Source organism: Mesorhizobium carmichaelinearum, from assembly GCF_900199455.1.
Lineage (GTDB): Bacteria > Pseudomonadota > Alphaproteobacteria > Rhizobiales > Rhizobiaceae > Mesorhizobium > Mesorhizobium carmichaelinearum.
In genome coordinates this window covers 180595-203193 of the sequence record NZ_FZQR01000013.1, presented here as the reverse complement: position 1 = coordinate 203193, position 22599 = coordinate 180595, and the positions used below count along the sequence as shown (strand labels likewise).

The window sequence follows — 22599 nt, the reverse complement described above, 5'->3', positions numbered from 1 at the left end:
CTCCGTCGCGGAGACCCTGGGATCCATTCCGTGACCATGCCACGGAGTGCAGCGGAGCAGAATTCTGCACCGTTGCGGCGCTCAGGAGTCCCGGCATGGATCCTCGGGTCTGCGCCGCGTCGCTTCGCTCCTTGCTCCGCCCGTGGATGACGAAGTGATGGGCGTTGCGGCTAATCAGGACGGCGGTCTGGCAACGCATGTGGCCGTGGAACGTTCTGCTGCGACGAACCGAAAGCCTCAGCTCTCGCCGTCGATCAGCGTCTCCAGCAGGTCGAGCAGCTGCTCCAATTTCTCGTGGCCGAAGCGGCGCTCGATATCGTCATAGATAACACGGCGCTCGGGCGACAGGGCGTCGATCAGGGCGGAACCGGCCGGGGCGATGGTCAGGACGACGCGGCGGCCGTCGCCTTCCGCCTTATTGCGGGTGATGAATTTTCGGCCCTCGAGCGCCTTGATGATGCGCGTCAGGCTGGGCGGCAGCACCGAGGCGCGATCGGCGAGTTCCGTTGCCTCGACCGAGCCGGCCTCGCTCAGCACGCGCAGCACGCGCCATTGCTGTTCGGTCACGTCATGCGCGGCGAGCATCGGGCGAAACCGCGCCATCACCACTTCGCGGGCGTGAAGCAGCGCCATCGGCAAGGAGCGGCGGGTGTTCTCGGGCAGCAAGTGAAATTCTCTCCAGCGCTGGCTTGCGATCGGCGGCAGGCTTTGCCCAGCAGCGCTGGCCGCCAAGCCCGTCACCGTCATCCCGTATCGTCGCCTCAGTCCTGATGCAAGGCTTGACTTCGGCCACACCACATGTAATTAACGCGTTAACTACAACAATACAAGCGACCAGGGAACGAAACGCCGTGCCTCACTTCTCCATCGAGTATTCGGCCAATCTCGATGCCAAGCTCGACATGGGCGAATTGTGCGCGCTGGTGTTGCGCACCGTGCTCGACACCGGGCTGTTCGAGACCGGCGCGGTGCGGGTGCGGGCCTTTCGTGCCGAGGCCTACGCCATTGCCGACAGCCTGCCGGAAAACGCCTTTCTCGACATGTCGTTCCGCATCGGCACAGGCCGCAGCGCCGAGGACAAGAAACGAACCGGCGAGGCCGTGTTCGCGGCAGTGAGCGAATACCTGGCCACGCTGTTCGAGACCCCGCATTTCGCCCTGTCGCTGGAGATCCGGGAAATCGACCCGGTGCTGAGCTGGAAGAAGAACGCAATCCACCCGCGGCTGCGCGGCAAGTGACGGAAAGCTGACATGTCCGATCTCGAAGGCAATCTGAAAAAGGCCGAGGCCTATCTGGCCCGCTTCAAGAAAGACGGCGTGTTGAACCAGATCGGCGGCGAGGCCGTGCCGGCCGCCGACGGCTCGACCTTCGAGACGCTGTCGCCGGTCGACCTGAAGCCGCTGGCCAAGGTCGCGCGCGGCAATGCAACCGACATCGACCGCGCCGCCAAGGCGGCGAAGACGGCATTCCCGGCCTGGGCCGCCATGCCGGGCGAAGCGCGCAAGAAGCTGCTGCACAAAATTGCCGACGCGATCGAGGCGCGTGCCGAGGAGATCGCCTTCGTCGAATGCATGGACACCGGCCAGGCGCTGAAATTCATGGCCAAGGCGGCGTTGCGCGGTGCCGAGAATTTCCGCTTCTTCGCCGACCGCGCGCCGGAAGCGCGTGACGGCGAAACGCTGCGGACCACGGGCCAGGTCAACGTCACCACGCGTGTGCCGATCGGCCCGGTCGGCATCATCACGCCTTGGAACACGCCGTTCATGCTGTCGACCTGGAAGATCGCCCCGGCGCTGGCGGCCGGCTGCACGGTCGTTCATAAGCCGGCTGAATTCTCGCCACTGACGGCGCGGCTGCTGGTCGAGATCGCCGAGGAGGCCGGCCTGCCGAAAGGCGTGTGGAACCTGGTCAACGGCCTTGGCGAGCATGCCGGCAAGGCGCTGACTGAGCACCCTGACATAAAGGCGATCGGCTTTGTCGGCGAAAGCCGCACCGGCTCGATGGTCATGAAACAGGGCGCCGACACGCTGAAGCGCGTGCATTTCGAGCTCGGCGGCAAGAACCCGGTGATCGTCTTCGCCGACGCCGACCTCGAGCGCGCGGCGGATGCGGCGGTGTTCATGATCTACTCGCTCAACGGCGAACGCTGCACCTCGTCATCGCGCCTTCTGGTCGAAGCCTCCGTGTATGATCGGTTCACCGATCTGGTGGCGGAGAAGGCCAAGCGCATCAAGATCGGTCACCCGCTCGACCCCAAAACCGTGGTCGGTCCGCTGATCCACCCGGTGCATGAGGAGAAAGTGCTGTCCTATATCGAGATCGGCAGATCGGAGGGTGCCGTGGTTGCCGCCGGCGGCGGCAAGTTCGCCGGCCCGGGGGGCGGATGCTATGTCAGCCCAACGCTGTTCACCGGCGCCACCAACAGGATGCGCATCGCCCAGGAAGAAATTTTCGGACCGGTGCTGACGGCAATCGCCTTCAAGGACGAGGCGGAGGCGCTGGCGCTCGCCAACGACACGCAATACGGCCTGACCGGCTATCTCTGGACTTCTGATGTGACCCGCGCCTTCCGCTTCACCGATGCGCTCGACGCCGGCATGATCTGGGTCAATTCGGAAAATGTGCGGCATCTGCCGACGCCATTCGGCGGCGTCAAGAATTCCGGCATCGGCCGCGACGGCGGCGACCATTCCTTCGACTTCTACATGGAGACGAAGAACGTCGCCTTTGCGACGACGGCACACGCGATCCAGAAACTCGGCGGCTGACGGAGGAGACCAGAATGCCCTTGCCCAAGCCCAACCTCTATCCCGCCTTCAACATCGTTCGCCTCAGCCATGTCGAGTTGGCGGTGACCGACCTTGCCAAGTCCCGCGCCTTCTATGTCGACACGCTTGGCCTGCAGGTCACCGACGAGACATCAGGCGCCATCTACCTGCGCGCCATGGAAGAGCGTGGCCATCATTGCATCGTGCTGCGCAAGGCGACGACGCCGGAAGCGCGCGACCTTGGCTTCAAGGTCTTTTCGGACGAGGACCTCGACAAGGCCGAGCACTTCTTCAAGGGCAAGGGCCTGCCGGTGGAATGGGTCGAGCGGCCCTATCAGTCGCGCACCTTCCGCACGCGTGATCCGCACGGCATTCCGCTGGAATTCTATGCGCAGATGGAGCGACTGCCGCCGATCCATCAGAAATACGCGCTCTACAAGGGCGTGAAGCCGCTGCGTATCGACCACTTCAACTGCTTCTCGCCCAATGTCGACGAGTCCGTCGCCTTCTACAACGAGCTCGGCTTTCGCGTCACGGAATACACCGAGGATGCCTCGAGCGGAAAGTTGTGGGCGGCCTGGACGCACCGCAAGGGCGGCGTCCACGACATCGCCTTCACCAATGGCGTCGGCCCACGCCTGCACCACGTCGCCTTCTGGGTGCCGACGCCGCTCAACATCATCGACTTGCTCGACCTGATGGCGACGACCGGCTGGCTGCCGAATATCGAGCGCGGCCCCGGCCGGCACGGCATTTCCAACGCCTTCTTCCTCTATATCAGAGACCCGGACAATCATCGCATCGAGATCTATTGTTCCGACTACCAGACGGTCGATCCGGACCTTGAACCGATCAAATGGGACCTCAAGGACCCGCAACGACAGACACTGTGGGGCGCGCCAGCCCCAAAAAGCTGGTTCGAGGAAGGCAGCAGCTTTGCCGGTGCCACCGCGCGCCAGCCGGATTTGACCGCGTCGCCGATCGTGGCGCCGTAGACGGGAATTTTAGATGTCAGCGTTCCTTCGCGCCCCCCTCTGTCCTGCCGGACATCTCCCCCACGAGGGGGGAGATTGGATGCCATCTCTGCCTTCGCCAATTTTCAGCGTTGCAAGAAAAGCGCCAGCCGCGCGGCCGGCCGATCTCCCCCCTTGTGGGGGAGATGTCCGGCAGGACAGAGGGGGGCGCCGTAGGGCTCCAACCTCGCCGATATTCAGCATCACCATCGGCGGAGCCGCACCATGAGACACCCACGGCTCGCCACCTTCACGGCCGGCGGCAAGGCGCGCTATGGCGCGGTCACCACAAAGGGCGTCGTCGACCTTTCGGCGCGCCACGAGGAATGGCCGACGCTGCGCGAAGTGATCGAAGCCGACGCGCTCGGCAAACTCGCCGAGGAAGCAGATGCCTTCGACGCCGATTTCGCGGTCGAGGATATCGGCTATCAAATTCCGGTCCCGTCGCCGGAAAAGATCATCTGCGTCGGTGTCAACTACCCGGACCGCAACGAGGAGTACAAGGACGGCCAGGCAGCGCCTTCGAATCCGTCGCTGTTCATCCGCTTCCCGCGTTCCTTCGTCGGCCATGGCGCCGCGCTGGTGCGGCCGCTGGAATCACCGCAGCTCGACTATGAGGGCGAGATCGTCATCGTCATCGGCAAGGGCGGGCGTCGCATCGCCGAGGCCGACGCGCTCGGTCACATCGCGGCACTGTCGCTGTGCAATGAAGGCACCATCCGCGACTGGGTGCGGCACGCCAAGTTCAACGTCACGCAAGGCAAGAATTTCGACCGCACCGGCTCGATCGGGCCGTGGCTGGTGCCGTTCACGGACGAGGCGCAGATCGCCGACATTGCGCTCTCCACCCGCGTCAATGGCGAGATCCGCCAGCAGGACCGCACCAGCCGGATGATCTTTTCCTTCCGCAAGATCATCAACTACATCTCGACCTTCACCACGCTGGTGCCTGGCGATATCATCGTCACCGGCACGCCGACCGGCGCCGGCGCCCGCTTTGACCCGCCGATCTGGCTGAAGCCGGGCGATGTCATCGAGGTCGAGGCAGACGGTATCGGTGTGCTCAGGAACAGCGTCGTCGACGAGGCAGCGGCATGACCCCGGAGCAAGTGGAGGACGCCGCGGCGCGGCTGTTCGAGGCCGAACGCTCGCGCCGCCAGATCCGGCTGCTCAGCCTCGATTTCCCCGAGGCGACCATGGAGGACGCCTATCGCGTCCAGGCGGCGCTGGTGAAACGCAAGACCGATTCCGGGCTGAAGCCGAAGGGCTGGAAGATCGGCCTGACCTCCAAGGCGATGCAATATGCGCTGACCATCGACACGCCGGATTCCGGCGTGCTGTTCGACGACATGTTCTTCAACGACGGCGCGACCATTCCCGCCGGCCGCTTCATCCAGCCGCGCGTCGAGGCCGAGATCGCCTTCGTCATGAAAGCGCCGCTCAAGGGTCCCGGCGTGACGATCTTCGACGTGCTCAACGCCACCGACTACATCACGCCGGCGCTCGAAATCCTCGACACGCGCATCGAGCGCGTCAATGCCGACACCAAGAAGGCGCGCAGCTTCTTCGACACGATCTCCGACAATGCCGCCAATGCCGGCATCGTCATCGGCGGCCGGCCGCAGCGGCCTGATGAAGCCGACATGCGCTGGATCGGCGCCATCGTCTCACGCAATGCCGAGGTCGAGGAGACCGGGCTCGGCGCCGGCGTGCTCAACCACCCGGCCATGGGCATCGCCTGGCTGGCCGACCGGCTCGGCCGCTACGGCCTATCGATCGCGGCTGGCGAAGTGGTGCTGTCGGGCTCCTTCGTGCGTCCGGTCGAAGCACGGCCGGGCGACACGATCGTCGCCGATTTCGGCAGTTCAGGCACGGTCAGCATCTATTTCGCCAAGAGCTGACGGCTCGGCAACTCACGCGCCGTGCAGATAGGCCGCCACGACGCCGCTGGCGATGGTCGAGATGCGCATGCCGGCTTCGCGGGTAATGTCGCCCTCGACGCGGCTCTGCACCCAGCCAAGGAAGGCAAAGGCGCGTAACGCGGAAAACAGCGGCAAGGCCGCGACGTCCTGCGGCGCCAGCTCCCGCTCCTGCCGGTAGCCGTCGAGCAGTGACGCCTCGATCAGCGGATAGATCGCTTCTTCGCGGTTCTGGTAGAGCGCGACGGCAAGATCGTAGGCGTGCCAGCCCTGGCCGCAATCGTCGAAGTCGATGATCTCTATGGTGTCGCCGTCGAGCAGCACGTTCTCGCGCACCAGATCGGCATGGATCAGGCCGAAATTGCGCGCACTACGCTCATGCCGCGAAAGTGCCGCGACCGCTTTTCTGTGGGCACGGTGGACCAGTTCACGATTGGCATCGTCGAGAAACGGGCAGGTCTCGAAGTGGCCCCAGGTCGGGTTCGGGCCGAAGAAGCCATCGAAATCCCAGGCATGGCGGGCAAAGCCTGGCGGCGGCGTCCAGCCGACAGCGGCATTGTGCATGCGCGCTATGGTTTGCCCTATGGCGGTGAAGACGTCACTCGCCCGTTGCGGCGAATAGCCGAGCGGCACGCCGCGCGCGCCGACGGCGCGGCCTTCGAGCCAGCTCAGGCAATCGACCTGACGCGGCGTGGAAGTGCCGAGGCCGACCGGCACGAACAGATCGCCGGCTAACGTCGGCACCGGGGACGGCGTGGCGACACCGGCCGATTGCAGAAAACCCATCCATTGCAGTTCAGAGCGCAGCGCCGCGTCGGTGTGATAGCCAAGCCGATGAATGCGCAAGGCGGCCGGCCGGCCGTCGGCCAAGCGAACGCGAAAGACCGCATTCTCGCGGTATTTCAAAAGCTCCGGCTCAGCGTTGCGGACGCCCCAATGCTCGAGCGCATGCCGGGCTAACTCGGTGACGTCAGCCGCCGTCTCAGGCTCGGATCGCGCCGACATTGCGTTCACGCCGTCACTCCGGCGACTTCACCAAGCACGTCGTCGAGCGTGCCGATCAAAAGGTCGGCATCGGCGCGGGAAAACGGCATGGGCGGTCGGATCTTCAGCACATTGCCGTGGATGCCGGTCTTGCCCATCAGCACGCCACGGTCGCGCATCGCGTTGATGACGCGCCCGGCGATGTCGGGCGCGGGCTCGCGGGTTGTGCGATCGCGGACCAGCTCGGCGCCGAAGAACAGGCCGGCGCCCCTGACCTCGCCGATGCATTCGTGACGCTTGGCGAGCGGCCGCAACAAATCGAGCGCATAGGCGCCGACATCGTGTGCGTTGGCGACAAGCTTCTCCTGCTCCAGGACGTCGAGGACCGCGTTTGCGACCGCGCAGGAAACCGGATTTCCGCCGAACGTATTGAAGTAGCGGAAGGCGTTGCGGAAAGTGGCCAGGATCTCCTTCGTGGTCACGACGGCGGCGACCGGGTGGCCGTTGCCCATCGGCTTGCCCATGGTGACAATGTCGGGCGTGAAGCCGGCGCGCTGGTGGCCCCAGAAATGGCTGCCGGTGCGGCCGAAGCCGGGCTGCACCTCATCGGCGATGACCAGCCCGCCCGCCTCGCGCACGGCCGAAATGGCGTCATTGAAAAACCCGCTGGGGAGCGCCGGAAAGCCTTCATTGGCGAGCAGCGGGCACAGGATCATGCCGGACAGGCCGATGCCGTCCTTTGCCAGCGAAGCGATGGCTTCGCGCACCGCGTCGCCGAAAGCCTTGCCGTTGGCCATCGCGTCGGGATGGCGATAGCTGTCGGGTGCGGGCACCAGCCTGACATAGGGAGCGCGACCGCCGACCGGCGGCATGCGGGTTGAGAGCTGCGAAACCGCTGATGTGTTGCCGTGATAGGTGGCGTCGGTGGCGATGATGCCCATCTGGCCTGAGGTCGCCTGCGCCATGCGCAGCGCGATGTCGTTGGCCTCGCTGCCGGTGCAGGTGAGGATGGCGGTGGACAGGCTGGCATCGAAACTCGCGGTCAGCCGCTCGACATAGTCGAGTATGGCGGTGTGGAGATAGCGCGTGTGGGTGTTGAGCAGGCTTGCCTGCCGGCACAGCGCCTCGACCACATGCGGGTGGCAGTGCCCGACATGGGCGACATTGTTGTAGGCGTCGAGATATTTGCGGCCGTCGGCATCATAGAGCCAGACGCCTTCGCCGCGCACCAGATGCACGGGCTCGTCATAGAACAATTGCGATTTCGCGCCAAGCAGCCGGCCACGCCGGCCAATCAGCGTTTCTCCGGCTGTTTTCTTCTGGGGTTGAGCCATCTGTGCTTACCAAACCTCCGTTGTGACCGTCGACCCGTCAGATCTTCGACAGGCCAGCGTCGAGCGCTTCGCCGATCTTCGCGACGTCAGCGGCGCTGATGATGAGGGGCGGCGACAGAATGATGTTGTTGCCGGAGACGCGCAGCATGACGCCGGCTTCGTAGGCAGCCTCGGAAACCACGGCCATGGTCTTCTTGTCGGTCGGCTTCTTGGTCGAGCGGTCGGAGACCAGCTCCAGCGCCGCCATCAGGCCTTTGTAACGGACATCACCAACGATGGCGTGCTTGGCCTTCAGGCTTTCCAGCACCGCCCCTAGCTCGACGCCGCGCGCGGCCGCGTTCTCGTTCAGGCGAAGCCGTTTGGTCTCGGCAAGCGCCGCCAGACCCGCAGCGCAGCCGACCGGATGGCCGGAATAGGTGTAGCCATGGCCGATCGACCCAAAACTGGTCTTGTCGGCCTCGAAGACATCGGCGACCTTGGCGCCGATTAGCGTCGCGCCGAGCGGAAAATAGCCCGAGGTGATCGCCTTGGCGATGGTCATGAAATCCGGCCACACACCGGTCAGCCGCGAGCCGGACCAGGCGCCGGTGCGGCCAAAGCCGGTCACGACCTCGTCGGCGATCAGCAGGATTTCGTGGCGGTCGCATATTTCGCGCACCAGCGGCATGAAGCTTTCGTGCGGAACGATGACGCCGCCGGCGCCGAGCACCGGCTCCATGATGAAAGCCGCAATGGTGTCGCCGCCCTGGAAGGCGATCTCGTCCTCCAGCGCCTTGGCGCAGAGTCTGGCCAGCCTTGCCGGATCGGTCTCGTCGAACGGGTTGCGGAAGGTCCAGGGCGCCGGGATGTGGAAGACGCCGGGCAGCAGCGGCTCATAGTTGCGGCGGAAATTGGCGTTGCCGTTGACCGATGCGCCGCCAAAATGGGTGCCGTGATAGCCCTTCTTCAAGGCGAGGAATTTTGTCCGGTCGCCCTGGCCGCGGATCTTCCAGTATTGCCTTGCCAGCCGCAGCGCTGTTTCGACCGAATCCGAACCGCCCGAGGTGAAGAAGGTCCGCACCATGCCTTCCGGCGCGAACCATTCGGCGAGTTCGTAGGCGAGCTCGATCGACGGTCCGGTCGAGGTGCCGCGGAAGCCGGAATAGTAGGGCAGCGCGCCGAGCTGATCGGCGATCGCTTTCTTGATCGGGTCGCAGCTGTAGCCGAGATTGACGTTCCATAGGCCGCCGACGGCATCGAGCACGGTGTTGCCGCCGATGTCGGTGACCATGACGCCCTCGCCTTTCATGATCACCTTGGGCGGATTGGCCCGCATCTCGGCCGGATGCGCCATCGGATGCCAGATCGGCTTGGCATTGGTCTCGGTGAGGAAATTGATGTCACGCATCACAAGGCTCCGCAAATGGTCTCAGACAGCTGGGACGAGGTCGAAATGAGCAAGCGCTCCGGCATAGGAAAGTGCTGGCCGGGCAACGTCGAAATGCACCGTGCGCATGCCGGCGGCACGGCCGCCATCGACGTTGCGCAGCTGGTCATCGACGAACACGCAGGCCTCGGCGGGCAGGCCGAGCGCCTCGGTGACGAAGCCATAGGCGCGCGGGTCGGGCTTGAGGATGCCGGTGTAGGTCGCGTCGACGATGGTGTCGAACAGGCCGAGCAGCGGCAGCCGCTGGCGGAAGTCCGCGCCGTAGAACAGGTCGAGTTCGTTGGACAGGATCGCCAGGCGAAAACCGGCCGCGTGGACGGCGCGAATGGCATGGTCGGCCTCGTGCCGCACCACCTTTTCCGGCTCGGCGCCACGCGCGCGCTGGACAAAGGTCTCCATCGCCTGCCAGTCCTCGCCGACGAGCCGGCCAACCTCGCTGGTGCGGGTGCGCCAATAGTCGCGCTCGCTGATTTCGTCGGCCTGCATGGAGCGCCACAGCGGATCGGTGCCCGGATCGAACGGTCCCCGCCATTGCAGCGTGCCGGGCGCAAGCCCGAGCGCCTGCTCGGTCAAGGCATGGGTCTCGAACAGGGTGCGGGTGACGACGCCACCGAAATCAAGCACAAGCGCCTGGGCCGGAACAGCGCTCACGCGGCCACTCCCTTGGCCGGCACGCCGCGCGGGATGATGCCTTCCTCGACCCAGCGGTCGAAGATTTCCAGCGCCTTGCCGACAAAGTCGTCGCTGTTGATGTGGGCGTCGATCTCATGGAACTCGACGCCGGCTGGGATTGCCTTGCGCATTTCGTCGACAAAGGCGGCAAGCGCTTCAGGCTCGTAGAGCGGCTCGCCCTCTGTGTCCCATTCCTGGATGCCCTGGGACGGCAGGATGAAGGCGGAACGGCCTTTCGACGCGCCGAGCTTGGCGGCGATGGTCCTGGCAACCTGGCGGCGGTCATCGGCGTCGACCGTGATCGAGGCGATCAGCCTGTTGTGGGCATGAAATGGGCGCTCGGAGAATTTAGCCGGCAAATCCTGCCAGGTCGGTAGATCGACCATGTCGACCGCGCCGGGGGCGGCGATCTGCGGAATGCCGCGGGCGCCGGCATTTTCCAGCCGGTCGCTGCCGGAGGAGACAACGGAACCGGCCAGATGGTTGGTGATTTCCTGCAGGCTGAAGTCGAACACCGCGCAGAAATGGTCCTGGCCGGCGATCGATTCGAAGGCGCGGCCGCCCATGCCCGTGGTGTGGAAGACGGCGACATCATAGCCGCGCCGTTCCAACGCCGGCTTCAGCGTCTTCATGTAACGCAGGCAGGAGCTGCCGAGCGAAGTCATGCCGATGGTCGGGCCGATCGCCGGCGCCGAGGCGCGGGCCTCCAGCACGATCCTCGCCGCGCCGACCACCGCGCCGCAGGCCTGCGACAGCACCAGCTTGCAGATCGAGTTGAGACCGTAGAGCCCGCCGGCCCAGAGGATCATCATCAGGTCCGGCGCGACGCGCTCGGGCGGGATCAGGTGCGAATAGGCGATGGTGGAGACGACGAATTTCGGCACGCCGAGCGGCAGGGAGAGCGCCACGTCGAGCGCCAGATCGGTGCCCATCGAGCCGCCTATGGCAATGAAGGCATCGATCTCGCCGTTGCGGTGCAGCTTACGAACGAGTTGGACGGCGCCGCCGGCCATCAATGTCATGGCGGTGTTCTCGTCACCGCTGGCGACGATCTCCTCGATCGTCACGTCGACGGCCCGGGCAACGGCATGCTTGTCGTGATCGGGGCTGTAGGGCGGATTGCCGAGAACGCTGACATCCATCATCACGGCGCTGCCGCCCGATGCCTCGATGCACTGCTTCATGAACAGCAGCTCGTCGGCCTTGGTGTCGCCGGTGCCGATGACCAGGATGCGGGGCGTTGTCTGTGCAGACATCAGACCTGCCTCCTCAGGGTTTGCAAATTGTCGCCATTGAGGCGCATCGAAATCTCCCGTGCCGCGGCCATGACCGCAAGTCCTCGTTGCGTGATGTCGGCCGGCGCCGTCCTGGCCTTGGGCGCCGCCACGGCGATGGTGCCGAGCGCGAAACCGTCCGCCGACAGGATTGCCGCCGCGACGGAGATGACGCCTTCTTCCAGGCCCTGGTCGCAGATCGAATAGCCGCGCTCACGCGCCTCAGCCATGGAACGGGCGATGGCGGCGGGCTCGATCAGCGTATGCGCAGTAAAGGCCTCGAGAGGTCCCGCCAGACATGCCTTGACGGCCTCATCCCTGGCGAAAGCCAGATAGGCGATGCCCGACGCGGTCGAATGCAGGGGCAGCAGCTGGCCGATGTCGATGTTGACGCGGTTCGCCCAGGCCGGATGTTCGACATGGACGGTGACCAGCCTGTCGGTGCCGAATTCCGACAGATGCACGGTCTCGGCCGTAGCACTTGCCAGATCCCGCACCAGCGGCACCGCGGTCTGCAGGAAGGGGAAGCGGGCCTCGCGGATGCGCGCCAGCCGCGACAGGCCGGCGCCGAGCCGATAGTGCCGCGTGCCGGCGTCCTGCTCGACAAAGCCATGGCCGGTCAGCGCCACCAGCAGCCGCCGCGTCGTCGCCTTGTCGAAGCCCGAGCGGCGCGCCAGCTCGGTCAGCCCGAGCTCGGGCTCGGCCACGGTGAACAGTTCAAGAAGTGAAATCGCCTTGCCAACCGTACCCAACACATCCTCCCGGCATTTGCCTGCCACCAGGGGCAATCATTTAACGTGTGAATTAACTTGACAGGAAGCCGCTTTGTTTGCAAGTCTATATTCAAAATAAGGGTTCAAATAATGAACCGACATCCAGAGCGTATGGGACAGGCCAAGCGGCCAGCGGACGACGATGTTCGCGAACAGGAGGGACCAATGACAGCAGTTTCGGAACAGGCGCCGGCCAACAGGCTGCGCAAGAACAGTCTTGGCGTCGGCGCCATCACCTTCATGGTGATCTCGGCGGCGGCTCCGCTCACGGCGGTCGCCGGCGGCACGCCGCTCGGCATGCTGATGGGCAATGGCGCGGGCTTTGCCGGCACCTATCTCATCGTGACGGTGCTGCTGCTCCTGTTCGCTGTCGGTTATGTCGCCATGTCGCGGCATGTCGGCAATGCGGGCGCCTTCTATGCCTATGCCGCGCGCGGCCTCGGCGGGCTCGCCGGCGGCGCCACGGCGCTGATCGCCATCCTGTCCTACAATGCCATGCAGATCGGCGTCATGGGCCTGCTGGGTGCCGCGACCGCCGGGCTGTTTGCCGGCTGGGGCATCAACCTGCCCTGGTGGGTGTGGAGTTTCATCGCCATCGCCATCGTCGCCGTGCTCGGTTACCGCCAGGTCGATCTGTCGGCCAAGATCCTGACGGTGCTGGTTCTCTGCGAATATGCCGTGGTGCTGATCCTCGATCTGACGATCCTCAAGACCGGCGGCGACAGTGGCCTATCGGCCGCGCCGTTCAGCTGGAGCCAGATCACGTCAGGCGCACCGGCGATCGCCATACTGTTCTGCTTTGCCGCCTTCATCGGTTTCGAGGCGACGACGATCTATGCCGAGGAAGCCCGTGACCCCAAGGTCACCATTCCGCGCGCCACCTATTTCTCGGTGCTTTTGATCGGCGTCTTCTACATGGTCACGGCCTGGCTGATGGCGGTCGGCGCCGGCGTCGACAAATTGCTGCCGGCACTGCAGGGCCTGCAGGATCCGACGACCTTCCTGTTCGGCCTGTCCGATCGCTATGCCGGAACGCTGCTCACCCATGCGATGAGCATCCTGTTCGTGTCGAGCCTGTTCGCCGGCGTGCTGGCCTTCCACAATGCGGTTGCCCGCTACATCTACGTCTCGGGCCGCGAGAAGCTGTTGCCGCAGTCGATCGGCGTGACGCATTCGGCGCATCAGAGCCCGCACGTCGCCTCGGTGATCCAGAGCGTGCTGGCGGCTGTCGTCGTCGGGCTGTTCGCCGTGCTCGGCCTTGACCCGGTGCTGGCGCTGTTTTCCTGGCTGACCAATGTCGCGACACTCGGCGTCATCGTCATGATGGCTGTCGCCTCGCTGGCCGTGGTGATGTATTTCCGTGCCAATCCGTCGGCGCAGGAGAACGCGGTGAAAACCACCATCCTGCCCGGGCTGACCTTCATCGCCTTCGTCGTCATCATCTATCTGATCGTCATCAATTTCGGCAGCCTTTCGGGAGCCGGTGGCTTCCTCGGCGTGTTCCTGCCGGGGCTGGTGCTGATCGCCGCGGTGGTCGGCCTGCTGCTCGCCGGTGCCTTGAGGAGCCGCGATCCGGTCGCCTTCGACAATCTCGGTGTGCCCCTGAAGGATTGAGCGAAATATCTGGGCGGCATACCAAGCCGCCCAGCAAGACACCTGCTTGAAATGAGAAGATCATGATCACTCAAAATGCCATCGACACGCTGCGCCACACGGGGATCGGCGCGCGCGGCCTGTTCATCGATGGCGCACAGTCGCAGGGAACAAGCGGCGCGACATTGCCTGTCATTTCGCCGATCGACGGTCGCGCTTTCGCCAGCATAGCCGACGGCAATGCCGCAGATATCGACCGTGCGGTGAAATCGGCACGCAAGGCGTTCGAGAAAGGTTCGTGGTCGCGGGCTGCCCCCGCCTTCCGCAAGAAGGTGCTGACCAGGCTCGCCGAGCTGGTCGAAAGACATGTCGACGAACTCGCCGTGCTCGGCGTGCGCGACAATGGCACCGAGATCGGCATGGCCTACAAGGCCGAGCCGCTGTCGGCCGCCGGCACCATCCGCTACTACGCCGAGGCGATCGACAAGGTCTATGGCGAGATCGCGCCGACGGCCGAGAACGTGCTGGGGCTGATCCACAAGGAGCCGCTCGGCGTCGTCGGCGTCATCGTGCCGTGGAATTTCCCGCTGATGATCGGCGCCTGGAAGATCGCGCCGGCCCTTGCCGCCGGCAATTGCGTGGTGGTCAAGCCGCCGGAGATCGCCTCGCTGACACTGCTGCGGCTGGCGGAACTGGCGGCAGAAGCCGGCCTGCCGCCCGGCGTGCTCAACGTCGTCACCGGCCGCGGCGCGGTCACAGGCGAGGCGCTTGGCCTGCATATGGATGTCGACGCCATCGCCTTCACCGGTTCGGGGCCGGTCGGCAGGCGGCTGCTCGACTATTCCGCCCGCTCCAATTTGAAGCGCGTCTTCCTCGAACTCGGCGGCAAGTCGCCCAACATCGTCTTTGCCGACGCGCCTGACCTGAAGCAGGCGGCGGTCGTCTCGGCCAACGGCATTTTTCGCAATTCCGGCCAGGTCTGCGTCGCCGGCTCGCGCCTGCTTGTGCAATCGTCGGTCTATGACCGCTTCATGGACGAACTGCTCTCGGCAACCACAAGGCTGAAGGTCGGCGATCCGCTCGATCTCAAGAGCGATATCGGCGCGGTGTCGAGCGCGGAGCAGCTGGCCAAGAATCTCGGGTTCGTCACCAGGGCCAGGGACGAGGGCGCAAGGCTGGTCACCGGCGGCGACCGAATCCTGGCCGAGACGGGCGGCAGCTACATGGCGCCGACGATCTTCGAGAACGTCACGCAGGACATGCAGCTTGCGCGCGAAGAAGTGTTCGGACCGGTGCTTGGCGTCATGCGCTTCGAGACCGAGGAGGAAGCGGTACGGCTTGCCAATTCGACCGTCTATGGGCTGGCCTCGGCGGTGTGGACATCAAACCTCTCCACCGCGCATCGCATGGTGCGCGCCATCCATGCCGGCGTCGTCCACGTCAACACCTATGGCGGCGCCGACATCACCGTGCCGCTCGGCGGCGTCAAGCAATCCGGCTTCGGCCGCGACAAGTCGCTGCACGCGCTGGAAAAATATCTCGAGTTGAAGACTGCCTGGATCGCGCTTTGAGGACCCGCTGGGCTCTCTGAGAATCTGACCGCTTCCGTTGCCTCAAGATCGCGGCGCCGCGCCGCCGCGGGCGGTCCGGCACCGTCTTGTGCTCCATGTCTTGAAATTTTTGAGAGAATATTCCTGGCATCGGGGGCAAAGGCGAAACACGTTCTTTGATAAAATCGATAGAATTTCTGACGATGTGTCCAAGCCTAGGCAATCCGCCTTGCTGCCATGACTTCACAACCGCAGAGATTCAGACATGTCCGACGTCAACAACACTTTGCCCTCTTCCCTTTGGTCAACCATCAACCGGCGCGGCGGCCTGGCTCTGCTGTTCGCATCGGCCGTGGCGATCGGCAGCCTGATGGCGCCGCATGCGTCCTTCGCCGAGGACAAGAAGGCGATCAAGGTCGGCATCATCAGCGGCGAGGACGAGGATGTCTGGCGCGTCGTCGTCGCTCAAGCCGCCGAAAAGGGCCTGACCATCGAGACCGTGGTGTTCAACGATTACACCCAGCCGAACGAGGCACTGGAGCGCGGCGAAATCGACGCCAACGCCTTCCAGCACCAGCCCTATCTCGACAACCAGATCAAGACGCAGGGCTATCACATCGTGCGTGTCGGCTATACCGGCGTCTGGCCGATCGGCCTCTACTCCAAGAAGTACAAAGCGGTCGCCGACCTGCCCGAGGGAGCGGTCATCGGCGTGCCCAACGATCCGTCCAATGAAGGCCGGGCGCTGCGCGTGCTGCAGAATGAGGGCGTGATCAAGCTGAAGGACGGCACCGGCATTCTCGCCACCACCGCCGACATCGCGGAAAACCCCAAGAAGGTCGAGATCAAGGAATTGGATGCCGGCATCGTCGGCCGCTCGGTCGAGGATCTCGACGCCGCCGTGGTCAACACCGACTGGGCGCTGAAAAGCGGCCTGACGCCGGACAACCGCATCGCGCAGGAGCCAATCGCCGACAATCCCTACCGCAACTTCATCGCGGTGAAGGTCGGCAATGAGAACGCAGCCTGGGTGAAGACGCTGGTGGCTTCGTACCAGAACGACGCGGTGAAGGCCGAGTTCGACAAGGTCTACAAGGGCACCGGCCTCAGCGCCTATTGATCCGCCGGACGTCCAGTTCGAGAGCAAATGCGGTCCGCGCCTGAGCGCGGGCCGCACTTGCGTTTCGAGCTGGCGAGAACAGGGACACGCATGAACCAGCATATTACGGCATCCCAGGAGATCGCCGATCCGACCCACGCCCAGCCCGACGCATCGCAAGACGTGGTGCGGCTTGTCGATCTGAAGCGCCGGTTCGGCCAGACGCCGGCGATCGACGGCATTTCGCTGACGGTGCGCAAGGGCGAGATCCTCGGCATTATTGGCCGCAGCGGCGCCGGCAAGTCGACGCTGATCCGCTGCCTGAACGGCTTGGAACGTCCGGATTCCGGAGAAGTGTTCATCGAGGGCCGTGAGATCAGCCGGCTCGGCGAGCGCGACCTGCAGCCGCTGCGGCGGCGCATCGGCATGATCTTCCAGCACTTCAACCTGCTGTCGGCCAAGACCGTCGAGGAGAATGTGGCGCTGCCGCTGAAGATCGAGGGCCGCCCGAAAGCCGAGCGGCTGGCACGGGCGGCAGAGCTGCTTGAACTTGTCGGGCTGTCGGAGAAGGCAAAAGCCTATCCGGCGTCGCTGTCGGGCGGCCAGAAGCAGCGCGTCGGCATCGCCCGCGCGCTGGCCGCGCGGCCGGCGCTGCTCCTGTCGGACGAGGCGACCTCGGCGCTCGACCCGGAGACGACGCGCTCCATTCTCACGCTGTTGAAAGACATCAATCGGCAGCTTGGCCTGACCATCCTTTTGATCACCCATGAGATGGAAGTGATCCGCTCGATCGCCGACCGCGTGGCGGTGATCGATGCCGGGCGCATCGTCGAGCAAGGACCGGTCTGGTCGGTGTTCGCCGATCCGCAGTCGGACATCACCAAAAGCCTGCTCGGCGCCATCCGGCCGCAACTGCCGACCGAACTGGCGGCAAGGCTGCTGCCGGCTTCCGGAGCCGAGACGATCCTGCGCGTCGACGTTGCCGGCGAAGCCGCAAGCGGGCCGCTGCTTTCCGACCTTGCCACTTCTGTTCCAGGCGCCTTCCGCCTCGTCCATGGCGGCATCGACTATATCCAGCAGCAGCCCGTCGGCACGCTGTTTCTCTCCGTTCCCGGCAGCGATGCAAGCCACCTCGCTGACGTCATCACATTCCTGAAGGCCCGCCAGGCGCGGGTGGAGGTGCTTGGCCATGTCGCCAATCCTGTTTGAGCTTCTGCTGCGGTCGATCTGGGAAACGGTGCTGATGACGGCCGCCTCCGGCCTGATCTCGCTGGTCTTCGGCCTGCCGCTTGGGCTGGCCTTGATATCAACCGAACGCGGCGGCATTGCCGAAAACCTGTGGGTCAACCGCGCGCTCGCCGCAATTATCAACGGCTTCCGCTCGGTGCCGTTCATCATCCTGCTGGTGGCGCTGATTCCGCTGACACGGCTGATCGTCGGCACCTCGATCGGCACCTGGGCCGCCATCGTGCCGCTGTCGATCGCCGCCACGCCCTACTACGCGCGCATAGCCGAAGTGTCGCTGCGCGAGGTCGACCATGGGCTGATCGAGGCGGCGCGGGCCATGGGCGGCAACCGCTGGACGATCATCCGCGAGGTGCTGGTGCCCGAGGCGCTCCCCGCCATCGTTGCCGGCTTCACCGTGACGCTGGTGACGCTGATCGGCGCCTCGGCCATGGCTGGCGCGATCGGCGCCGGCGGCCTCGGCGACCTCGCCATCCGCTACGGCTATCAGCGTTTCGAGACCTCGGTGATGGTCGCAGTGGTCATCGTGCTGATCATCCTGGTGTGTGGCATCCAGTGGGCGGGGGATCGATTGGTGGCGAGGTTGGACCGGCGGGGGTGAGCCGGCTGAACATTGAGGTTAGGCGGGCCTCCCTCAACTTCGTCATCCACGGGCGGAGCAGCCGCGAAGCGGCGTCGCGGAGACCCGAGGATCCATGCCGCGACCTGGGCCGAAGAGTACAGCGGAGCAGAATCCGCACCGTGGTGACGCGTTGGAGTCCCGGCATGGATCCTCGGGTCTGCGCCGCGTCGCTTCGCTCCTTGCTCCGCCCGTGGATGACGAAGTGATGGGCGTTCCGGCTAAGCCCGCAACCTAGTCCCTTCCGGATCGAAGAACGGCATCGGCGCCACGACCGCGCGGGCCGGCTTGCTATCGATCTCGATGCTGAGTTCGGTGCCGACAGCCGTGAAGGGCAGCCGTAGATGCGCGGTCGCCAGCACCTTGCCGAGGGAATGGCCGTGGTCGCTGTAGGTGACGATGCCTGCATCCTCGCCATCGGCCAATACACGGGCACCTGTCGCGGCCGGTTTATCGCCGTCGAGGATCAGGCCGGTCCAGCGCTCGTCGAGGCTCTTGTCCCGAATCTTGAGCAGGGCTTCGCGGCCGATGAAATCGCCCTTGTCGAACTTGATCCAGCGGTCGAGGCCGACATGGAACGGCGTGCGGGTCTCGTCCATGTCGATGCCATGCGCCGGATAGGCCTTTTCCAGGCCGAGCGTGAACATTGCCAGCACACCATAGGGTTTCAGGCCGAAGTCCGCTCCCGTCCGCATCAGGACGTCCCAGACCGAGGCTGCTTCGTCGGCAGGCACGAAGAGTTCGAAGCCGAGCTCGCCGGTGACGCCGGTGCGTGAGATCAGTACCCTTGTGCCGTTGACATGCCCTGGTGTGAACGCCCAGCGCTTCAGCCCGTCGAGATCGGCATCCGAGACCAGCGCCTTCAACAGTTCGCGGGAGCGCGGACCCTGGATGGTCGGGAAGGCGATGGCGGCGGTGATGTCGGTGACATAGGCTTTCCGCCCCTGGGCATGATGCTGCAGCCAGGGCAGCATCTTCAGGCGGTTGACCGAGCCGGTGACCAGCATGAAATGCTCCGGCGCCAGCCGGAACACGGTGAGGTCGTCCATGATGCCGCCATCCTCGCGGCAGATGGTGGAATAGCGGACCTGGCCCGGTTTCATCGCAGCCGCATCGTTGACGATGACATGGTTGACCAGCGCCTCGGCGTCCGGCCCCTTAATGTCCATCTTGCCCATGGTGCTGAGGTCCTGGACGCCGACATGCCTACGCGTGTTCAGGTGCTCGTCGGCGATGCCGGAATAATATTTGGCCGAGATGAAATCGCCGCCGACCCGACCCATGGTCGCGCCGAGCCCGACAATGCTGCTGTAAAAAGGGGAACGCCGCTCAGCCAAGAAGGTCTCCATCATTCATGAAAACGGCAGCGCCAAGCGGCGCTGCCGGAAGGCTTTTGTTGTCGGTCTCAGGTGCCGTAGACGTCGAAGGCAAAGTACTTGTCGTTGATTTCCTTGTATTTTCCGTTGGCGCGCAGCGCGTCTATGGCCGCATTGAACTTGTCGGCCAGTTCCTTGTTGCCCTTCTGCAGCGCGATGCCGACGCCGGGGCCGTGAATGGCCGGATCGGCGGTCAGCGTGCCAAGCAGCTTGCAGCAGGCGCCGTCGGGCTTCTTCAGCCATTCGGTCAGGATGATCGAGCCATCCATCATCGCATCGAGGCGGCCATTGGTCATGTCGGTGTGGGCGTCATCGCCGGTCGGATAGGCCTTGATCGTCGAGCCCGCATATTTCTGCTCAGCGAATTTCTGGTGGATGGTGGCAGTCTGCACGCCCAGCACCTTGCCTTTCAAATCGTCCGGCGAGGTGCCAGCGATGGTCGAATCCTTCGGCACTGCGATGGCCGGCGGCGTCTGGTAGTATTTATGGGTGAACTCGACCTTTTCGGCCCGCTCCGGCGTGATGGTGATGTTGATGATGGCATCGAACTTGCCGGCCTGCAGCGCCGGGATCGAGCCGTCGAAATCCTGCACGGTGAATTCGCATTCGGCCTTCATCTCGGCGCACAGCGCCTTGCCGAGATCGATGTCGAAGCCGCCGAGCGTGCCGTCGGCACTGGCATAGTTGAAGGGCGGATAGGCGCCCTCGGTGCCGATCCTGAGTTTTTTGTCCTGGGCGGAAGCAGCACCGGTGGCAAGCGTAAGGGCGACGGAAGCGGCAAGCACGAAACGACCGAAAAGACGCATGTTCCAGATCTCCGTTGACTGCGGAAGTCTACGGGCTTTGGTGCTCCCGGCGGAGACGGAAACGACATGTGCTGCGGCGATCACGGCGCTATAGCGCGCTACCGGCTCGGCTTCTCAACCGCGCTCAAGGCAGCCAAACCTTTTGGAGATGGCTCTCCGGCGTCCAGATAGGTCTGGATCAGCCGCTCGTCGTCAGCGCCTTTGTAGGCCAACGGGATGCCTCTGATCTGGACGGCCATATCCCAATCGACAGGCCGCTCCTTCGGCGCGAACCATTCGCACCGCCTGATTTCCACCCAATGCTGGCGAATGAACAAACAGTTTTGAAGACCATCATCTTCGTACCCGGCCTCCACTCCGCAACATGCGCATATGAAGTAGGTGGGGTCTTGCCCGTCCTCGCCCCATGGCAGATCCGGGAACTGGCTCAATCCGCAAACGCGGCACTTGAACTTATCCTCGACCACCCCCGAACATCTCCCTGGCTTGCTCTTCCGTATAATAACCAAGCCTGACGTCTTCGGCGACCAGTTCCGGATCACGCTCGCGCGGATCGCCGTAGCCGCCACCGCCCGGCGTGCCGACGCGCACGCGGTCGCCGGCCTTGAGCGGGATGTCCTGTTCCTTGGACAGATGCGGCGGCACGTGTTCCTCGCCGTTGCGGAACACGGTCACCGTGTTCACCGCGCCATCGCTGCCGCCGAGCGCGCCTTGCGGGCCGAAACGGCCGTGATCCATGACGAAGGAGGCTCGCGCATCGCCGCGCAGGATTTCGACCTCATAGGCGAGGCCGAAGCCGCCGCGATGCTTGCCGGCGCCGCCCGAGCCTTCGCGCAAGGCGTAGTGGCGATAGAGCACCGGAAAGGCCTGCTCCATGATCTCGACCGGCGGCGATTTGGAAATGCCGATGGTCGAGCAGCCATTGGTCAGGCCGTCATGGCCCGAATTGCCGCCATAGCCGCCACCGGAGATCTGGTACATGACGTAATCGCGGCCGCGCGCCGGATCGTTGCCGCCGAGCGCGAAATTGCCGCTGGAGCCGGCGGGGGCCGCCGTCACCTTGTCCGGCAATGCCTGCACCATCGCCGCGAACACCGCCTCGGCGATGCGCTGCGACACTTCGGCCGCACAGCCGGACACGGGCCGCGGGTACTTCGCGTCGAGGAAGGTGCCTTCCGGCCGCTTGACGATCAGCGGCTCGAAAGCGCCGGCACTGATCGGTACATCCGGAAAGATATGACGCATGGCGAGGTAGACCGACGACAGCGTCGTCGCCAGCACGCTGTTCATCGGCCCGGCGCAGGGTTTCGACGAGCCGGTAAAATCGAAGGTCAGCGTATCGCCCTGCTTCTCCACCGCGAGGGCGATGGTCAGCGGCTCGTTGACCACGCCGTCGGAATCGACAAAGGCCTTGGAACTATAGGTGCCATCGGGAATGGCCGCTATGTTGGCGCGCATCTGCTCGGCGGCTCGGCGGCGCAACTCGGCGATCGCCTCGATAACGGTTTCGTCTCCGTAACGATCCAGGATTCCGTTGAGCCGATCCTGACCGATCAGCAGCGCGGCGGCCTGCGCCCTGATATCGCCGATGCGCTGGTCGGCGACGCGGATGTTGGAGCAGATGATGGCGTAGATTTCGGGATCGAGCACGCCTTTCTTGAACAGTTTTACGGGTGGCAGCCGCAGGCCTTCCTGCTCGACGGCGGTGGCGGAGGCGGAAAAGCCACCCGGCACCGAACCGCCAATGTCGGGCCAGTGACCGGTGTTGGACAGCCAGCAAAAGATTTTTCCGCCCCGGTAGACCGGCATGGCGAAGCGGACATCCATGAGATGGGTGCCGCCGAGATAGGGGTCGTTGACGATGTAGATGTCGCCGGGCTCCGGCGCCAGGCAGCGGCCGTCGGCGATCATCTCGATCACCGTTTTCGTCGAATACTGCATGACGCCGACGAACACCGGCAGGCCCTGGCTTCCCTGTGCGATCAGCGAGCCGTCGACGGCCGAATAGATGCCGTCGGAACGGTCATTGGCTTCCGCAATGACCGGCGAGAAGGCTGCACGGGAAAAGGTCAGGTCCATCTCGTCGCAGACCTGCTGCAAGGCGGCCTGGAGGACCGAAAGCGTGATGGCGTCGAGCTTTGCCATATC

The 22599-nt window shown here is 64.5% G+C and carries 21 protein-coding genes; 10 read left to right on the top strand and 11 right to left on the bottom strand.

Going from position 1 to position 22599, the window contains the following annotated elements; translation table 11 throughout:
- Window positions 1-237 precede the first annotated feature (237 nt).
- Entirely contained in the window at window positions 238-747 is a 510-nt protein-coding gene (gene hpaR / locus CKW40_RS27550; RefSeq protein ID WP_439331010.1) for a homoprotocatechuate degradation operon regulator HpaR, read from the bottom strand.
- A gap of 104 nt (window positions 748-851) precedes the next feature.
- Here hpaR and CKW40_RS27545 point away from each other — a divergent pair, with 104 nt between their 5' ends.
- The 5 genes from CKW40_RS27545 to hpaH all read left to right on the top strand — a co-directional run bounded on the left by CKW40_RS27545 (window position 852) and on the right by hpaH (window position 5682).
- Entirely contained in the window at window positions 852-1238 is a 387-nt protein-coding gene (locus CKW40_RS27545) for a 5-carboxymethyl-2-hydroxymuconate Delta-isomerase (RefSeq protein ID WP_095202975.1), read from the top strand.
- 12 nt (window positions 1239-1250) lie between these two features.
- Entirely contained in the window at window positions 1251-2768 is a 1518-nt protein-coding gene (gene hpaE, locus CKW40_RS27540; protein ID WP_095202974.1) for a 5-carboxymethyl-2-hydroxymuconate semialdehyde dehydrogenase, read from the top strand.
- A gap of 14 nt (window positions 2769-2782) precedes the next feature.
- Window positions 2783-3763: a 3,4-dihydroxyphenylacetate 2,3-dioxygenase gene (gene hpaD / locus CKW40_RS27535; RefSeq protein WP_095202973.1), complete on the top strand. Its 981-nt coding sequence runs from the start codon at window positions 2783-2785 to the stop codon at window positions 3761-3763.
- Between the two features lie 243 nt (window positions 3764-4006).
- Window positions 4007-4879, top strand: a complete 873-nt coding sequence (locus tag CKW40_RS27530) for a fumarylacetoacetate hydrolase family protein (RefSeq protein ID WP_095202972.1) — start codon at window positions 4007-4009, stop codon at window positions 4877-4879.
- Window positions 4876-5682 (top strand): 2-oxo-hept-4-ene-1,7-dioate hydratase, encoded by an 807-nt coding sequence (gene hpaH, locus CKW40_RS27525; protein WP_095202971.1) that lies wholly within the window; start codon window positions 4876-4878, stop codon window positions 5680-5682. Before CKW40_RS27530 ends, hpaH begins: the two co-directional genes overlap by 4 nt.
- Before the next feature lie 12 nt (window positions 5683-5694).
- Here the strand turns inward: hpaH and CKW40_RS27520 are convergent, their stop codons facing one another.
- Genes CKW40_RS27520 through CKW40_RS27495 form a run of 6 tightly spaced genes read right to left on the bottom strand, consistent with a single transcriptional unit; the run spans window position 5695 to window position 12142 of the window.
- Entirely contained in the window at window positions 5695-6705 is a 1011-nt protein-coding gene (locus tag CKW40_RS27520) for a phosphotransferase enzyme family protein (protein ID WP_244571307.1), read from the bottom strand.
- A gap of 5 nt (window positions 6706-6710) precedes the next feature.
- Window positions 6711-8018, bottom strand: coding sequence for an aminotransferase class III-fold pyridoxal phosphate-dependent enzyme (locus tag CKW40_RS27515; RefSeq protein WP_095202969.1), 1308 nt, complete (start codon window positions 8016-8018; stop codon window positions 6711-6713).
- 37 nt (window positions 8019-8055) lie between these two features.
- Complete coding sequence (locus CKW40_RS27510; RefSeq protein ID WP_095202968.1) at window positions 8056-9405, bottom strand: aminotransferase class III-fold pyridoxal phosphate-dependent enzyme; 1350 nt, start codon at window positions 9403-9405, stop codon at window positions 8056-8058.
- Window positions 9406-9426: 21 nt separating this feature from the next.
- Window positions 9427-10095, bottom strand: a complete 669-nt coding sequence (locus CKW40_RS27505) for an HAD-IA family hydrolase (protein WP_095202967.1) — start codon at window positions 10093-10095, stop codon at window positions 9427-9429.
- Window positions 10092-11372: a Tm-1-like ATP-binding domain-containing protein gene (locus CKW40_RS27500; RefSeq protein ID WP_095202966.1), complete on the bottom strand. Its 1281-nt coding sequence runs from the start codon at window positions 11370-11372 to the stop codon at window positions 10092-10094. The genes CKW40_RS27505 and CKW40_RS27500 overlap by 4 nt, the downstream gene beginning before the upstream one ends.
- Window positions 11372-12142 (bottom strand): IclR family transcriptional regulator, encoded by a 771-nt coding sequence (locus CKW40_RS27495; protein ID WP_095202965.1) that lies wholly within the window; start codon window positions 12140-12142, stop codon window positions 11372-11374. Before CKW40_RS27495 ends, CKW40_RS27500 begins: the two co-directional genes overlap by 1 nt.
- Window positions 12143-12328: 186 nt before the next feature.
- On the opposite strand from CKW40_RS27495, the gene CKW40_RS27490 reads away from it, so the two are divergent.
- From CKW40_RS27490 to CKW40_RS27470, 5 genes are all read left to right on the top strand, one after another.
- Window positions 12329-13777, top strand: coding sequence for an APC family permease (locus tag CKW40_RS27490; RefSeq protein WP_095202964.1), 1449 nt, complete (start codon window positions 12329-12331; stop codon window positions 13775-13777).
- Window positions 13778-13839: 62 nt separating this feature from the next.
- Complete coding sequence (locus CKW40_RS27485) at window positions 13840-15327, top strand: aldehyde dehydrogenase (protein ID WP_095202963.1); 1488 nt, start codon at window positions 13840-13842, stop codon at window positions 15325-15327.
- Between the two features lie 244 nt (window positions 15328-15571).
- Complete coding sequence (locus CKW40_RS27480; RefSeq protein WP_095202962.1) at window positions 15572-16426, top strand: MetQ/NlpA family lipoprotein; 855 nt, start codon at window positions 15572-15574, stop codon at window positions 16424-16426.
- Window positions 16427-16516: 90 nt separating this feature from the next.
- Window positions 16517-17614, top strand: coding sequence for a methionine ABC transporter ATP-binding protein (locus CKW40_RS27475; RefSeq protein WP_095202961.1), 1098 nt, complete (start codon window positions 16517-16519; stop codon window positions 17612-17614).
- Window positions 17595-18251 carry a methionine ABC transporter permease gene (locus tag CKW40_RS27470; protein ID WP_095203010.1) on the top strand — a complete coding sequence of 219 codons (657 nt, stop codon included), beginning with the start codon at window positions 17595-17597 and terminating at the stop codon, window positions 18249-18251. The genes CKW40_RS27475 and CKW40_RS27470 overlap by 20 nt, the downstream gene beginning before the upstream one ends.
- A 239-nt stretch (window positions 18252-18490) precedes the next feature.
- On the opposite strand, the gene CKW40_RS27465 is transcribed toward CKW40_RS27470, so the two are convergent.
- The 4 genes from CKW40_RS27465 to CKW40_RS27450 form a co-directional block, all read right to left on the bottom strand.
- Window positions 18491-19621 carry a glycine cleavage T C-terminal barrel domain-containing protein gene (locus CKW40_RS27465; RefSeq protein ID WP_095202960.1) on the bottom strand — a complete coding sequence of 377 codons (1131 nt, stop codon included), beginning with the start codon at window positions 19619-19621 and terminating at the stop codon, window positions 18491-18493.
- Window positions 19622-19674: 53 nt separating this feature from the next.
- Window positions 19675-20451 carry an ABC transporter substrate-binding protein gene (locus CKW40_RS27460; protein ID WP_095202959.1) on the bottom strand — a complete coding sequence of 259 codons (777 nt, stop codon included), beginning with the start codon at window positions 20449-20451 and terminating at the stop codon, window positions 19675-19677.
- A gap of 98 nt (window positions 20452-20549) precedes the next feature.
- Window positions 20550-20918, bottom strand: a complete 369-nt coding sequence (locus CKW40_RS27455; RefSeq protein ID WP_095202958.1) for a hypothetical protein — start codon at window positions 20916-20918, stop codon at window positions 20550-20552.
- Entirely contained in the window at window positions 20905-22596 is a 1692-nt protein-coding gene (locus CKW40_RS27450; protein WP_095203009.1) for a hydantoinase B/oxoprolinase family protein, read from the bottom strand. Before CKW40_RS27450 ends, CKW40_RS27455 begins: the two co-directional genes overlap by 14 nt.
- Window positions 22597-22599: the final 3 nt, after the last annotated feature.